General features: G+C 43.4%; 12 protein-coding genes. 5 read left to right on the top strand and 7 right to left on the bottom strand.

Going from position 1 to position 14,892, the window contains the following annotated elements; all coding sequences use genetic code 11:
- Nucleotides 1–316 precede the first annotated feature (316 nt).
- Nucleotides 317–3,022 carry a bifunctional acetaldehyde-CoA/alcohol dehydrogenase gene (adhE, locus tag ITG09_11245; protein ID UPR51282.1) on the top strand — a complete coding sequence of 902 codons (2,706 nt, stop codon included), beginning with the start codon at nucleotides 317–319 and terminating at the stop codon, nucleotides 3,020–3,022.
- A 186-nt stretch (nucleotides 3,023–3,208) separates the two neighbouring features.
- Here adhE and ITG09_11240 read toward each other — a convergent pair whose 3' ends face one another.
- The 3 genes from ITG09_11240 to sodB all read right to left on the bottom strand — a co-directional run bounded on the left by ITG09_11240 (nucleotide 3,209) and on the right by sodB (nucleotide 5,504).
- Complete coding sequence (locus ITG09_11240; protein UPR51281.1) at nucleotides 3,209–3,892, bottom strand: SDR family oxidoreductase; 684 nt, start codon at nucleotides 3,890–3,892, stop codon at nucleotides 3,209–3,211.
- 276 nt (nucleotides 3,893–4,168) lie between these two features.
- Nucleotides 4,169–4,684, bottom strand: coding sequence for a hypothetical protein (locus ITG09_11235; GenBank protein UPR51280.1), 516 nt, complete (start codon nucleotides 4,682–4,684; stop codon nucleotides 4,169–4,171).
- Nucleotides 4,685–4,919: 235 nt separating this feature from the next.
- Nucleotides 4,920–5,504: a superoxide dismutase [Fe] gene (gene sodB, locus ITG09_11230; GenBank protein UPR51279.1), complete on the bottom strand. Its 585-nt coding sequence runs from the start codon at nucleotides 5,502–5,504 to the stop codon at nucleotides 4,920–4,922.
- 269 nt (nucleotides 5,505–5,773) lie between these two features.
- Here sodB and ITG09_11225 point away from each other — a divergent pair, with 269 nt between their 5' ends.
- Both ITG09_11225 and ITG09_11220 read left to right on the top strand, forming a co-directional pair.
- Nucleotides 5,774–6,112 (top strand): Grx4 family monothiol glutaredoxin, encoded by a 339-nt coding sequence (locus tag ITG09_11225; protein ID UPR51278.1) that lies wholly within the window; start codon nucleotides 5,774–5,776, stop codon nucleotides 6,110–6,112.
- A 98-nt stretch (nucleotides 6,113–6,210) separates the two neighbouring features.
- The gene (locus ITG09_11220) at nucleotides 6,211–6,840 is read left to right on the top strand and encodes a DsbA family protein (GenBank protein ID UPR51277.1); all 630 of its coding nucleotides are present in this window, start codon (nucleotides 6,211–6,213) and stop codon (nucleotides 6,838–6,840) included.
- A gap of 198 nt (nucleotides 6,841–7,038) precedes the next feature.
- On the opposite strand, the gene ITG09_11215 is transcribed toward ITG09_11220, so the two are convergent.
- Nucleotides 7,039–8,364 carry a Na+/H+ antiporter family protein gene (locus tag ITG09_11215; protein ID UPR51276.1) on the bottom strand — a complete coding sequence of 442 codons (1,326 nt, stop codon included), beginning with the start codon at nucleotides 8,362–8,364 and terminating at the stop codon, nucleotides 7,039–7,041.
- 65 nt (nucleotides 8,365–8,429) lie between these two features.
- Nucleotides 8,430–9,074: a ribonuclease T gene (gene rnt / locus ITG09_11210; GenBank protein ID UPR51275.1), complete on the bottom strand. Its 645-nt coding sequence runs from the start codon at nucleotides 9,072–9,074 to the stop codon at nucleotides 8,430–8,432.
- 188 nt (nucleotides 9,075–9,262) lie between these two features.
- Between rnt and ITG09_11205 the strand changes: the two genes are divergently transcribed.
- Nucleotides 9,263–10,144, top strand: a complete 882-nt coding sequence (locus tag ITG09_11205; protein ID UPR51274.1) for an OmpA family protein — start codon at nucleotides 9,263–9,265, stop codon at nucleotides 10,142–10,144.
- Nucleotides 10,145–10,239: 95 nt separating this feature from the next.
- On the opposite strand, the gene ITG09_11200 is transcribed toward ITG09_11205, so the two are convergent.
- Together ITG09_11200 and gloA are read right to left on the bottom strand one after the other, a co-directional pair.
- Nucleotides 10,240–10,674: a DUF2753 domain-containing protein gene (locus tag ITG09_11200; GenBank protein ID UPR51273.1), complete on the bottom strand. Its 435-nt coding sequence runs from the start codon at nucleotides 10,672–10,674 to the stop codon at nucleotides 10,240–10,242.
- A gap of 208 nt (nucleotides 10,675–10,882) precedes the next feature.
- Complete coding sequence (gene gloA, locus ITG09_11195) at nucleotides 10,883–11,299, bottom strand: lactoylglutathione lyase (GenBank protein ID UPR51272.1); 417 nt, start codon at nucleotides 11,297–11,299, stop codon at nucleotides 10,883–10,885.
- A gap of 765 nt (nucleotides 11,300–12,064) precedes the next feature.
- On the opposite strand from gloA, the gene ITG09_11190 reads away from it, so the two are divergent.
- Nucleotides 12,065–14,818 carry a cation-transporting P-type ATPase gene (locus ITG09_11190; GenBank protein UPR51271.1) on the top strand — a complete coding sequence of 918 codons (2,754 nt, stop codon included), beginning with the start codon at nucleotides 12,065–12,067 and terminating at the stop codon, nucleotides 14,816–14,818.
- Nucleotides 14,819–14,892 lie beyond the last annotated feature (74 nt).

The raw sequence follows: 14,892 nt of genomic DNA, 5'->3' as shown, positions 1-14,892 counted from the left end.
ACGGACTAAAAATGAAACTTTTTTACAGTTTATTACGCTATGTAGAAAAAAATTGTCTGTTTGCTTGTTTTTTGTGCGTACGAAAAATGTGACTTTAATCTATTTAAATCATGATCTTAAGTTCACTTTTCCGATTGCCTTACTACTTTCTGGTTAATTCTTTTTGGGTAACTGATCTGGGTCAATTTTTTTCACACCGTGAAATAATATACTCAGCCCTGAAAGCAATTTACTAAGAACGCTGATGTTTAAGGTTAAAGGCAAGCAGCGAATTTAATAAAAAGTTTTTAATATTTATTATTTTAGGAGATCCACCATGCCTGTAACTAACCTAGCGGAACTTGATGCTCTAGTAGCACGCGTTAAAGCAGCACAAGAAGAGTTTGCTACATTCTCTCAAGAGCAAGTTGACGCAATCTTCCGCGCAGCTTCTCTTGCTGCTAACCATGCTCGTATTCCTTTGGCTCAACAAGCCGTTGCTGAATCTGGAATGGGTATTGTTGAAGATAAGGTTATCAAAAACCACTTTGCATCTGAATTTATCTACAACAAATACAAAGACGAAAAAACATGTGGCATCTTAGAAGAAGATGACAACCTAGGCACAATGACAATCGCTGAGCCTGTAGGTATCATCTGTGGTATCGTTCCAACAACGAACCCAACTTCTACAGCAATCTTCAAATCTCTAATTTCTCTTAAGACACGTAACGGTATCATCTTCTCACCACACCCACGTGCAAAGAACTCAACTAACGACGCTGCTAAACTTGTTTTAGACGCGGCTGTTAAAGCGGGCGCTCCAAAAGACATCATCGGTTGGATCGACCAACCATCTGTAGAGCTTTCTAACGCGCTGATGAAGCACGACGGTATCGCGCTTATCCTAGCTACTGGTGGTCCAGGCATGGTTAAAGCAGCATACTCTTCAGGTAAGCCTGCTATCGGTGTTGGTGCTGGTAACGTTCCTGTAGTTATCGATGAAACAGCTGACATCAAACGTGCTGTAGCATCTATTCTTATGTCTAAAACATTCGACAACGGCGTTGTATGTGCTTCTGAGCAAGCTGCAATCGTTGTTAGTGAAGTATATGACGAAGTTAAAGAGCGTTTCGCTTCTCACAAAGCTCACGTTTTATCTAAAGCTGACGCTGATAAAGTACGTAAAGTGCTTCTTATCGACGGCAACCTAAACGCTAAAATCGTAGGTCAACCTGCTCCAGCAATCGCTGAAATGGCTGGTGTTAAAGTTCCTGCTGATACAAAAGTACTTGTAGGTGAAGGTCTTGGTAAAGTTTCTTACGATGACGAGTTCGCTCACGAGAAACTATCTCCAACTCTAGGTCTATTCCGCGCAGACGACTTCGAAGACGCAGTTGCTCAAGCGGTAACTATGGTTGAAATCGGTGGTATCGGTCACACATCTGGTCTTTACACTAACCAAGATACTAACGCAGACCGCATCCGTTACTTCGGTGACAAGATGAAGACTGCTCGTATCCTAATCAACATCCCGACTACTCATGGTGGTATCGGTGACCTGTACAACTTCAACGTTGCACCTTCTCTAACTCTAGGTTGTGGTTCATGGGGTGGTAATTCTATCTCTGAGAACGTAGGTCCTAAGCACCTTATCAACAAGAAAACTGTAGCGAAGCGAGCTGAAAACATGTTGTGGCACAAACTACCTAAGTCTATCTACTTCCGTCGTGGTAGCCTTCCAATCGCAATGAGCGACTTAGAAGGTAAGAAACGCGCATTCCTAGTAACTGACCGTTTCCTATTCAACAACGGTTACGCAGATGACGTAGTTAGCCTGCTTAAAGCACAAGGCATCGAAGTTCAAACTTTCTTCGACGTAGAAGCGGATCCAACGCTATCTGTTGTTGAGAAAGGCGCTGAAGCAATGAAGAGCTTCCAACCTGACGTAATCCTAGCTCTAGGTGGTGGTTCTCCAATGGACGCTGCTAAGATCATGTGGGTTATGTACGAGCACCCAGAAACTCACTTCGAAGAACTAGCAATGCGCTTTATGGACATCCGTAAACGTATCTACAAGTTCCCTAAAATGGGTCAAAAAGCTGAGCTTGTATGTATCACTACAACTTCAGGTACGGGTTCAGAGGTTACTCCATTCGCTGTTGTTACAGACGACAAGACTGGTGCTAAGTACCCACTAGCTGACTACGAAATCACGCCAAACATGGCTATCGTTGATGCGAACCTAGTAATGAACATGCCTAAGTCTCTAACAGCGTTCGGTGGTTACGATGCAGTAACTCACGCTCTTGAAGCTTACGTATCTGTTCTAGCGAACGAGTACTCAGACGGTCAAGCTCTTCAAGCACTTAAGATGCTTAAAGAATACCTACCATCAAGCTACAAAAATGGTGCGGCTGACCCAATCGCTCGTGAGAAAGTACACAACGCAGCAACTATCGCTGGTGTAGCATTTGCGAACGCATTCCTAGGTGTGTGTCACTCAATGGCTCACAAAATTGGTGCTGAGTTCCACCTACCACACGGTCTTGCTAACGCACTACTTATCTCAAACGTTGTACGTTACAACGCGAACGATAACCCAACTAAGCAGACTGCATTCTCTCAGTACGACCGTCCACAAGCACGTCGTCGTTATGCTGAAGTTGCTGACCACCTAGGCCTAAGCCAAGCTGGTGACCGTACTGCTCAGAAGATTGAACGTCTACTGACTTGGTTAGAAGAGCTGAAAGTTGACCTAGACATCCCACTATCTATCCAAGCTGCGGGTGTTAACGAGTCTGACTTCATCGCTAAACTAGATGAGCTAGCTGTTGAAGCGTTCGATGACCAGTGTACAGGTGCTAACCCACGTTACCCTCTAATCACTGAGCTAAAAGAAGTTCTAACAACTTCTTACTTCGGTCAACCATACGTTGAAGGCGAAACTTTCGAAGGTACTACAGTTATCCTTAAGAAAGCAGACCAAAAGCCAACTGAAGCGAAAGCGCCAAAAGCTAAAAAAGAAAAAGCTAACGCATAGTAAGTAAGCATTAGTTTTGAGATAAGTTTTCGCTAGCACGAACCTTATCTATCGGGAAAAGATGAAAGCCCCAGTCGAGAGACTGGGGCTTTTTTTATGTTTGGTTCGTTTGCGAAACGGATTGAGAGGCAATAGCTCTGTTACTTAATATGAGCGGAGTCAGCCATATTCAATTGGAATAGGGAGTTAAACCTCTGCTGCCACTACGCGCCCACTGAAGTAGTCATTCGAGACAATGTATTCAGTGGTTCGGGTCAACTCGTCTTGTAGCTGCGCCCAGTGACATCGGTTGAGCTTACCATCGGAGTTATGAACAGCGGGGACAACACCACCGACTCGAATACCAAATGGGGTTAGCTCTTTCGCCCAGCTGTGAGTAAAGCCTGTGATCATTGAGTTTGCGCTCTCTAAGCCGGACACATCATGGAAATCGTCATGGGATATTACATTCACGATGACACCTTCTTTATCTTCTTCTCGTAACCTTTCAGCACTGATTTGCCCAAATGCGAATAGGGTCGATGCCATCGATGAGAGATCATTAATAAAACTACTGACAGGTTGATCACCAATTAAACTCGGCATTGGTGAACTGATCCAGTTATTGACCAATACATCGGGTGTGGTGTTGAAGGTGGTTTGAATGAAATCAAACACGCTCAAGATATCTTGATTGTCGTTACCTTTGAGTGTGTAGCTGTATACAGATTCGGAAAAATGAGCACATTGTTCATAGGTTGCCTGAAGGGCGTCTGGGTCGTTATCACAAAGAATAACGGTCGCTCCAAGGTTAACAAAGTGGTTCGCAATCGTCCCTCCCAGTCGCGAGCCGGCAGATGTCACCAATATGATTGAGCTTTTTATTTCCATCCCAGTACCTAAACAAATCATCCATGTCGGATAAGGATGGGTTAAATTTTATACAATGGGTGTGAATTGGTTCAAACTAAGGTGCGCCAGTTAATAAGTTTTTATGAACTTAGTGGCAGGTCACATTTTGTAGTAACTTCAAGAGGTAATCGACAAACTGGAAATTATAGATGCCTAAGGCTAGTGGTTCATATCACTCGCGTCAATGAATTCGCAGGTGCACACAAGATGGGAAAAGAGGAGCCTTAAGAGAAAGTCTGAAAGGGGAGCCGTTGACTACACCTGAGCTTGAATTTGATACTGACGTTGCGCGGTTGTTAGCTCATTATAGAGCGTGGTATGAGGCAAATCAGGGAAATGCTTGTTTGCGAGTCTGCGTCGCTCATGACCAGAAAGGTTTTGGTAAACCTCTTCGGGTAAGTCGGCCGTATCTTCAGGCATGAAGGCAAGCGCTTCCGGTTTCAAGTAATGGCTAAGCTTAGCACTGGCAAGGCTAGCTTGATGAAAATGATTAGATTGCTGAGCTGAAATCTCATACGACGACTGGTTTGAACGCAGTTGTTGAGGTTCTGCTACGCCAAATTGTTTGCGCAGGCGATCTTCATTTGTCTCTGTGATTTCAATGGTGTCAATTGGCGTACAATCTCGAACATCATTAGAAAACATAGATAACAGCAACGCGAAATCTGCACGGCGACCTTGCTCAACCGCTTGGCTGATCCCGATACCGAACTTCAGTTCGTTGATGATTCCTGCTTTGTCTAAAGTATGTATTTGCATGTCGCCTCTCATTGGATACACCTTTAACGGCATGGAGTCGGCAAACTTTAGTCTTTAATTACAGGCGAATAGAGAATTTATGCAGGGCGATTAAGAAAGGTAAGAATCGGTTAAAAAGCAGGCTTGATTGGCTAATTTGTTTCGTAATGTTCGTATTGATAGGAATACGACAGATACAAAAAAGCTCACGCCGAGGCATGAGCTTTTAACAGGTAACTCGCTATAAATAGCGAAGCATAAGTAATAATTACTTAGCTAGGTTCTCTTCTACGAAAGACCAGTTTACTAGGTTCCAGAATGCAGCCATGTAGTCAGGGCGAACATTGCGGAAATCGATGTAGTAAGCGTGTTCCCATAGGTCAACAGTTAGAAGTGGAGTAACACCTTCTTCTGTTAGAGGAGTTGCAGCGTTAGAAGTGTTAACGATGTCTAAAGAACCGTCAGCTTTCTTTACTAACCAAGTCCAAGAAGAACCAAAGTTGTTGATTGCTGAATCAGTGAATTTCGCTTTGAATTCTTCGAAAGAACCGAATGCAGCGTTGATAGCTTCTGCAACAGCGCCAGTTGGTTCGCCGCCTGCTTTAGGAGCAAGACAGTGCCAGTAGAACGTGTGGTTCCAGATTTGAGCAGCGTTATTGAAAACACCACCAGTAGAAGTCTTAACGATCTCTTCTAGTGTTTTGCCTTCAAACTCAGTACCTGGGATAAGACCGTTTAGCTTAACAACGTAAGTGTTGTGGTGCTTACCGTGGTGGAAATCTAGCGTTTCTGCTGAGATGTGTGGTTCTAGTGCGTCTTTCGCGTAAGGAAGAGCCGGTAGTTCAAATGCCATTGCTCAATTCTCCATTGATATGAAAGAGTTAACTCTTTCGATTGCTTCCAGTGATATTATTATTCATGGCTCGCTATACTGCCAACCATGGTCAATTTGCTGACTTGCGATATAGTTTAGCAAGTTTTTACTTTATTAAAAGCTTATTTCATTACTTTTGTGTGAATTGTTAGCTTAGCCTGTTAACCGCTTTTTTTATATGGTTTTTATTCTTTTAGTTTGGGGTAGAATAAAGGCAATAAAAGCCGTAATCCATTAACGAGGAAGCAATGGAAACTATCGATAAAATCAAACAGCAAATTGAAGAAAACACTATTCTACTGTACATGAAAGGTTCTCCTAAGCTACCTAGCTGTGGTTTCTCTTCTCAAGCGTCTCAAGCTCTAATGGCATGTGGCGAAAAATTTGCTTACGTAGATATCCTACAAAACCCTGATATCCGTGCAGAGCTTCCTGCTTACGCACAGTGGCCAACTTTCCCACAACTTTGGGTTGAAGGTGAGCTAATCGGTGGTTGTGACATCATTCTTGAGATGTTCCAAAAAGGTGAACTTCAGCCAATCGTTAAAGAAGCAGCCGCTAAAGTTGCTGGCGATGACGCTGAATAAGTTCTAGCCTTTGCGCTGAATAGTTAAAATGAGGGGCCTTAATCAGGCTCCTTTTTTGTTTGAATTGATCGAATCATTGACTCGATAAGGAATGAACAATGAACGTAAAACTTCATTATGTGCATGATCCAATGTGCAGCTGGTGCTGGGGTTACAAGCCAACACTTGAGTTATTGAAACAACAATTGCCTGCGAGCATTGAGTTTAACTATGTAGTGGGTGGTTTGGCCCCGGATTCTGATGAGCCAATGTCAGAAGAGATGAAAGACAAGCTGCAAGCGATTTGGAAGCAGATCGAAGCTAAGCTAGGTACTGAGTTTAACCATGAGTTTTGGACTGAGTGCCAACCTGTTCGTAGTACTTACCCTGCGTGCCGTGCTGTGATTGCCGCTGGTTTTCAAGATCACTACGAAGCGATGCTTGAAGCGATTCAACATGCTTACTACCTTCGTGCGATGCTGCCTCATAGCCAAGATACGCATTTGCAGTTGGCTGAAGAGCTAGGTATGAATGTTCAACAGTTTGAAAATGACCTTTCTAGCAAGTTATTGGAAAGTGAGTTAGATGACCAGTTAGGCTTTAAGGAAGCGATGGGAGTATTCTCTTACCCGACCTTAATGCTTGAAGTGAACGGCATCTTTAGTGAAGTTGAATTGGATTACCATTCAACGGAAGCGACGCTTAAGTCTATTCGCGAAATTCTAGTGAGTAATGCTCCTGCTGCGTAATTCAGCGAGAGTTGTCTGTGTTGACGCATTGATTTCTAAGGCTTACTCATAATAAGAGTAAGCCTTTTTTGTTTGGCGTCGCTAGTTCATTGAGAGTGAGAGGAAAGAAGAATGGAATGAATCCCAGAGACAAAAAAAAGACCGCACAGGGCGGTCTTTATAAAAGTGAGCGTAGGACTCTTTAACTACAGAACCTAATTACAGAACCATCGCTGCAATCCAACCGAATATGATCAGTGGGATGTTGTAGTGTAGGAATGTTGGAACTACGGTTTCCCATACGTGCTCATGTTGACCATCAGCATTTAGACCAGACGTTGGACCTAATGTTGAGTCAGAAGCCGGAGAGCCCGCATCACCAAGTGCTGCTGCTGTACCTACTAGAGCGATCGTTGCCATTGGCGAGAACCCAAATGCTGCCGCTAGTGGAACGTAGATAGTTGCAAGGATTGGAATCGTAGAGAACGAAGAACCTATACCCATAGTTACCAATAGACCAACGATGAGCATAAGCAGTGCTGCTAGAGGTTTGTTGTCGCCAATGCTTGTTGAAAGTGCTTCAACCAGAGATTCAACGCCACCTGTTTGCTTCATAACTGCCGCGAAACCTGCCGCTGCAATCATGATGAAACCGATCATTGCCATCATGTGAACGCCCTTAGTGAAGACATCGTGTGTCTCTTTCCAAGCAATAACGCCACCGAAGGTGAATACCATGAAACCAGCAAGAGCACCGATGATCATAGAACCCGTTGATAGTTGAACCGTTAGTGCTGCAACGATACCCGCCGCTGCTACTAGGATGTGCTTCTTGTTGATCTCTTTCACTTCGGTTGAAACAACAGTATGAGAGGTTTCTTTGTATTGGCGAGGCTTACGGTAAGTAAAGAATACTGCCGTAAGAAGACCAAAGATCATGCCTGCAGCCGGTAACAACATCGCCATTGGTACTTGGCTTGCTACTACGTTTTCAAGACCGTTGTCGTGAAGGTTTTTAAGCAGGATGTTGTTTAGGAAGATGCCACCAAAACCGATAGGTAGAACCATATACGGAGTAATCAAACCAAAAGTAAGCACACACGCAACCAGACGACGGTCTAGGTTCATTTTCGCGAATACGCCTAGTAGAGGTGGGATTAAGATTGGGATGAAGGCGATATGTACAGGAATCACGTTTTGCGAAGACATGGTCACTAAGATCAACGACGCAAGGATGCCGTATTTTAGACCATTAGATGCCGCACTGTTCTCTTTGCCGTGAATGCGTTTGATAACACTTTGAGCAAGGAGATCTGTGATACCTGAACGTGAGATAGCAACAGCGAATGTACCAAGCATAGCGTAGCTAAGAGCGATAGTTGCACCGCCACCTAATCCACTTTCGAAAGCCGCGACTGCGTCGTTTAAGCCCATACCAGAGGCTACGCCACCGATAATTGCGCTGAACGTGAGAGCAACGACAACGTTTACGCGCATCAAAGCTAAAACAAGCATGATGCAAACTGAAATTACAACAGGATTCATATTATTCTCTGGATGTTGTGTTTTTTATGAAGGCAATACGAACGAACGTTTACCGACTCTATTTTTTATTCTTCTTCAACAAGAGGCCAACCACCAAGGGCTTTCCATTTGTTTACTATGCCGCAAAATAACTCTGTGGTTTTTTGCGTATCATACAAAGCAGAGTGTGCTTCTTTGTTGTCAAATTCCATCCCGGCAGTGCGGCAAGCTTTAGCCAAAACGGTTTGGCCGTAGGCAAGGCCACTCAGGGCAGCTGTGTCAAAAGTTGCAAATGGATGGAAAGGGACGCGTTTAAGCTTACAACGCTCACTTGCTGCATTAACGAAGTTCAAATCGAACGTAGCATTGTGAGCGACCATGATTGCGCGACTGCAATCTGAAGCTTTTTGTTCTTTTCTCACTAGCTTGTAGATTTCTTTAAGGGCTTCTTGTTCAGACACAGCACCACGTAATGGGCTAAATGGGTCTTTAATTCCGTTAAAGTCTAATGCTGCCTGCTCTATATTTGCGCCTTCAAAAGGCTCAATGTGAAAATGAAGCGTTGATGCAGGGTGCAGATCTCCGTTCTCATCCATTTTTAATGTAATGGCACAGATCTCTAATAATGCATCGGTTTCTGCGTTAAACCCTGCGGTTTCCACGTCGATGACCACTGGAAAATAGCCGCGAAAGCGTTTTTTTAGGGTCAGAGCTTCGTTTTCTACAGTCATGTTAGCCCAAATAAGTGTGATTAAGGCTGCATTATTGCAGATAATAGCAGTGATAAAAACTAGGGAAGGGCAATAAATCATAAATTAGCCGACCCATTACGGCTTGATAATTGCATATTTAAACGCGAGAGAAAAATGTGGCAATTGGCTGCATTGTTAAACGAATTGCTTAAGAGATACTCCACTTTATGAAGAAACAACTCATAACAGGTTCAATGCTATTTTCGCTTCTTATGTCGTCATCGGTAATGGCACAAGAAAAGCGTTACGGAGCATCTCCTCAACAGTCGACATGGGAGATGGTGGCTAACACGCCACTAGAATGTCGCTTAGTGCATCCAATCCCCAATTTTGGCGATGCTGAGTTCTCATCTCGCGCGAGTAAAAAGATCATTTTGGACTTTGAGCTTAAAATGCGCCGCCCAATGGGTGCGACACGCAATGTCAGCTTGATCTCGATGCCGCCACCTTGGCGTCCGGGCGAAAGTGCCGATCGCATGACGACCATTAAATTCTTCCAACAATTTGATGGTTACGTTGGCGGTCAAACAGCTTGGGGGATCTTGAGTGAATTGGAGAAAGGGCGCTACCCGACATTCAGTTACCAAGAGTGGCAAAGCCGAGATCAGCGTATCGAAGTGTCGTTATCGTCGGTGTTATTCCAAGAAAAATACAATGTGTTCAGTGACTGTGTTGCTAACTTATTACCTTACAGCTTCGAAGACATCTCTTTCACTATCTTGCACTACGACCGCAACAGTGATCAGTTGAACAAGTCGTCGCGTAACAGGCTAAGCCAGATTGCTGATTACGTTCGCTATAACCAAGACATCGACCTTGTGCTGGTGGCAACGTACACCGATTCTGTCGACAGCAAAGGTATTAGCCAAAACCTTTCAGAGCGTAGAGCGGAATCATTAAGAGAGTACTTCAAATCTCTAGGCCTGCCAGAAGATCGTATTCAAGTACAAGGCTATGGTAAGCGTCGCCCAATTGCCGATAACAATTCGCCAATTGGTAAAGATAAGAACCGACGTGTGGTTATCTCATTAGGTCGTACGCAGGTTTAAGCAGAATAATTGCTCGTTTGGAAATTAGATAGCCCGTCGTAATGACGGGCTTTTTTGTATTTTGACTTTGAAGTCGCTGTTTCAACGTAACTTGTTTAGTTCAGGCGGAAACGAGCAATCATTTCACAGTTGGTCGCGGTATCGATCTTTTCCACCATAGAAGCAATTTTTGGGTTGGGATGGCGTTTCATGAAATCGATCAGTGCTTTCTTACAGCAACCAATAGAATCGATAAAGCTGGAACATTGCGTATTCGGGCACTGAGGGATCAGAGTCAGTACTTTTTCTGAAGCCAGTTGAAGGTACTTAAGCTCGTATTCAGTATCTCCAGCCCAGCGCCAAAACTGAGCAAGGTTGTGGCAAGAGATAACCGAAATCAATAAACGCTCATCAGCCTGAATATCGGTGCGTTCAGTAATTTCTTCGCTTAAGTTTAACGCTTGCTGATAGTGAAGAATACTTCGTACAGGATCGTCGAGCTGCAATGCAGTATCGGCAAGTAACGTGTGTTTTTCCCATTCGCTAATCATTGTATTACCTCACTAATCAATAGGTGGTTAATTTAAATGATAATCATTATCATGTAAAGTTTCATTGGTGAGATTGTTAATAATAATTGGTGAAGGATATTGTTCATGCGTGGAAACATAAAAAAGAAGCGAGCATAGTGCTCGCTTCTTTTGATGTTGGTTTAGGCTTTTATTTTCAAAGCCAAGCTTCATAGAGGTTTATTAGGAATTAACCTTCTAGACCAGCACTTGCTTGTTTGTTCTGAATCAGCTCAATCATGTAGCCGTCAGGATCTTTAACGAATGCGATGTGCGTAGAGCCGCCTTTTACTGGGCCGGCTTCACGAGTCACGTTACCACCTGCTGCTTTAATCGCGTCACACGTTGTGTAGATGTCATCAACACCGATAGCAACGTGACCAAAAGCAGAGCCAAGGTCATATTCAGTCGTGCCCCAGTTGTACGTTAGTTCAATCACAGCGCCTTGAGATTCGTCGCCAAAGCCAACGAAAGCCAGTGTGTATTCGTACTCTTTGTTTTCGTTCTTACGTAATAGCTGCATGCCCATTACTTTTGTGTAGAACTCGATAGACTTGTCTAGATCACCCACGCGTAGCATGGTGTGTAAAATACGACCGTTTGACATGATTTGCTCCTAGCTTGTTATTAGTTGTTTCTTTTATAGCACTATATATGAGCAAGCTCATAAGCAACACCAAAGAGATGATAAGTTTGGTCATATTTTCTTGTTCCCATCATCTGTCTTACTCTCCTTCTCTAATTTCCCCTCCTTATTTGTATTACAAGAAATTAAAGTCGACGGCCATCTTAATTTGTCCATCACTAGAGCCAAATTCGAAATTTTGCATAAATAGTAAGTTCGAGTGTTGCTCTTTTTCGTGAGGTCCAAGAATAGCCTTAGTTATTGAATTGTGATTTGTATCTCCATTTTGTTACTGAACCTCCTTCGTTTTTACAATTAGCATCTAACTTTCCATTTTATCAATTTATGATTGCGCCAATATTCCCCTGTTTATAGAAAGGTTATTCCGATGCCCCACTTCGTAATTAAGGAATTTTCGATAAAAAGCGCCAATAACCAATGATTTTTACGAAATAATAAGAGGTGTTCATTTTTTGAACTTATTTTTATTAAACAATGATTTGAGTTTGTATTGTTGGTTTTATGTTTGATGTTTTGGGTGCTTATGTTTTTAAAGTGGTTGTCAAGTGTGTATCAAGTGTTTTTTTGTGATCTTTGCTAAATAGAGAATCCTTACTATATAGTTTTTCAAACGCGCTAAATCGACTAAATATTCAATTTTGATTTGTGCGATTTTTTATCACATAAGAATAAGTATTATTTTATTACATTTAGCCTCGGTGTGAGGCATTGATGTGGAGTACTCAAATGACGAGTAAATGGTTTACACAACAAAGTTCAGATGTTTTAAACGAACTGAACGCGGATCAAACTACAGGTTTATCAAATTCTGAAGCGGATGCACGCTTAGATAAACACGGTACCAACGAGCTGACAGCACAAGAGTCTGCGTCTGCATGGGAACTGTATATTCATCAATATAAAAACCCACTGATTTTTATTCTAGCTGTTGGTGCAATCGTTTCTTGGTCTACTGGCCACAGCATTGATGCTATCGCTATTGCAGTGATTATTCTTATTAACACTGGTATTGCATTCTGGCAGGAGTTTAAAGCTCAGAAAGGAATGGAAGCGCTAAAAGAAATGGCAGCTCCAGAAGCCGAAGTGATGCGAGATGGTAAATGGATCAGTGTTCCAGCGAAAACCCTCGTTCCTGGTGACATCATTAAAATTAATACTGGCGATATTCTGCCTGCTGATGTTCGTATTCTTGAGTCAAACCGTCTGACGGTCGATGAGGCAGCGCTGACCGGTGAATCTGAGCCAGTGAATAAGCAGTCCGAACGCCTTGAAGATGAGACTCTTGGTCTTGGCGATCAGAAGAACATGGGCTTCATGACAACAATCGTGACTACGGGTACAGGCCTTGCTGTTGTAACAAGCACAGGTATGCAAACTGAAGTTGGTCACATCGCTCATATGATGAACCAAACGGAAGAGACGAAAACACCAATGCAAGAGCGTATGGACACTATCGCACTCGCATTATTGGTTGTTGCTCTTGTGGTTGTTGCTATTGTTTGTGCTATCGGTGTTTACCACGGTATGCCATGGTTAGAAATCCTAACAACAGGTATCTCTTTGTCGGTTGCTGCTATTCCTGAAGGTTTGCCAACGGTGGTTACTATCGTATTAACGATGGGCTCGACTAAGATGGTTAAGAATAATGCTTTGGCTAAACAGCTAGCGGCAATCGAAACGCTAGGTTCTACAACTGTTATCTGTTCAGATAAAACAGGTACGCTGACACAAAACCAAATGCAGGTAATGAAAGCGTACGATGTGTCTGGTCGTTACTGGGATGTGTCAGGTAAAGGTTTTGATCCAAAGGGTGAATTCATTACCAAAGGTCACAATGTCGAAGCGACAAACAGCCCTGCAATGATGAAAGGTCTTGTAGTTGCAACACTTTGTAATGATGCTGAATATGTAAATGCTGATGGTAAATGGACGGTTCGTGGCAACCCGACAGAAGGTGCACTAATTGTTGCAGCGGCAAAAGCAGGTCTTAAACAAGATGAAATGCTATCAACAGGTGGCTACTCAATTGTTAAAAAGTTCCCGTTCGATTCTGGTCGTAAGATGGCTTCTGTTATCGTTCGTGACCCACAAGGTAAGCATTTCCTAGCATTGAAAGGCGCGCCCGATGTTGTTCTTGGTAAATCAACCAGCTTCATGATTGACGGTGGTTTCGTACCAACAGTTGGCTGTGAAGTTTCAGGCAACTTGGCTCTCGATACTGCACCGTCTCAAGATCTTCATTTAGACTTTGAAGCGGCAATCCAAACCTTTGGTGGTGATGCTCTGCGTACACTTGCCGTTGGTTTCCGTGAATTAAAAGAAGAAGAACTAGAGTTAGATTTCCCTGAGCTTGAAAAAGACGTCAGTATCCTGGGTATCTATGGCATCATGGATCCACCACGCCCAGAAGTGCGTGATGCAGTAAATAGCTGTTATAGCGCTGGTGTTCGTACGGTAATGATTACCGGTGACCACGCAGTTACGGCAGCAGCTATTGCTCGTGAAATCGGAATCATCCGTAGCGAAGATGATCTAGTGGTAGCGGGTGCTGAGCTTGATCAAATGGATGACGAGAAGCTGTTGTCTATCTGTTCTCAGGTTGCAGTATTTGCACGTGTTACTCCAGAGCACAAGCTGCGTATCGTAAAAGCGCAGCAAGAGAACAACGAAGTTGCCTCTATGACCGGTGACGGCGTGAACGATGCGCCAGCACTGCGTCGTGCAGACATTGGTGTTGCAATGGGTATTACAGGTACGTCTGTTGCGAAAGACTCAGGTGACCTTATCCTGTTGGATGATAACTTCAGTACTATCGTGAAGGCGGTACGTCAGGGTCGTCAAATTTTCGATAACCTACGTAAGTTTATCCGCCAAGCACTTACAGCGAACGTGGGGGAGGTTTCGGTAATCCTATTTGCATTCCTACTCATGGGACCAGATGTAGTACTTCCGCTAACTCCACTAATGATTTTATGGGTTAACCTCGTTTCTGATGGTCTACCAGCACTCGCACTCGGTGTTGAGCCAGAAGAGAAAGATCTCATGGAGCGTAAGCCAGGTAAACGTGACCAAGGCTTCTTCTCTAATGGCCTGGGCGCTCGTATCCTAACTCGTGGTCTCGCATTAGGTGGTCTAAGCTTTGTGACATTCTCTTACGCACTCGACGGTGGTTACAGTGCTCAATACGCACAAACCGTTGCGTTTTTAACACTGATCTTTGCTCAACTTTGGAGCTTGTTCGATGCACGTACGTTTACAACGATTTATCGTAAGAATCCGTTCACTAACCACTACCTACTTGGTGCGGTGGCAGTATCGGCTGTCTTGTCTTTAAGCGTTGTTTACACAAGTTTCGGCCAGCTGGTATTCAGCACAGAAGCACTAGAGTTTGATCACTTAATATCGTTAATCTTCATTGCAGCAGTACCAACATTTGTTCTATCTGCTATCAAGGAAGTGACTAAAGTGAAGTTTATCTAAGACAGACTTTTTAGCTAAATAATTGAATCCCGCCATAAAAGGCGGGATTTTTTATGCCTATTATCTTGGGAACG

Origin of the sequence: Vibrio cyclitrophicus (genome assembly GCA_023206055.1) — a bacterium.
GTDB lineage: Bacteria > Pseudomonadota > Gammaproteobacteria > Enterobacterales > Vibrionaceae > Vibrio > Vibrio cyclitrophicus_A.
The sequence above is the reverse complement of the archived record's forward strand: the minus strand, read 5'-3'. Positions and strand labels throughout refer to the sequence as shown.

Bases quoted from the DNA above. Each gene is read 5' to 3' on its own strand.
- sodB (UPR51279.1), bottom strand. From the start codon at position 5,504: ATGGCATTTGAACTACCGGCTCTTCCTTACGCGAAAGACGCACTAGAA.
- ITG09_11225 (UPR51278.1), top strand. From the start codon at position 5,774: ATGGAAACTATCGATAAAATCAAACAGCAAATTGAAGAAAACACTATT.
- adhE (UPR51282.1), top strand. From the start codon at position 317: ATGCCTGTAACTAACCTAGCGGAACTTGATGCTCTAGTAGCACGCGTT.
- ITG09_11190 (UPR51271.1), top strand. From the start codon at position 12,065: ATGACGAGTAAATGGTTTACACAACAAAGTTCAGATGTTTTAAACGAA.
- gloA (UPR51272.1), bottom strand. From the start codon at position 11,299: ATGTCAAACGGTCGTATTTTACACACCATGCTACGCGTGGGTGATCTA.
- ITG09_11235 (UPR51280.1), bottom strand. From the start codon at position 4,684: ATGAGAGGCGACATGCAAATACATACTTTAGACAAAGCAGGAATCATC.
- ITG09_11200 (UPR51273.1), bottom strand. From the start codon at position 10,674: ATGATTAGCGAATGGGAAAAACACACGTTACTTGCCGATACTGCATTG.
- ITG09_11215 (UPR51276.1), bottom strand. From the start codon at position 8,364: ATGAATCCTGTTGTAATTTCAGTTTGCATCATGCTTGTTTTAGCTTTG.
- rnt (UPR51275.1), bottom strand. From the start codon at position 9,074: ATGACTGTAGAAAACGAAGCTCTGACCCTAAAAAAACGCTTTCGCGGC.
- ITG09_11205 (UPR51274.1), top strand. From the start codon at position 9,263: ATGAAGAAACAACTCATAACAGGTTCAATGCTATTTTCGCTTCTTATG.
- ITG09_11220 (UPR51277.1), top strand. From the start codon at position 6,211: ATGAACGTAAAACTTCATTATGTGCATGATCCAATGTGCAGCTGGTGC.
- ITG09_11240 (UPR51281.1), bottom strand. From the start codon at position 3,892: ATGGAAATAAAAAGCTCAATCATATTGGTGACATCTGCCGGCTCGCGA.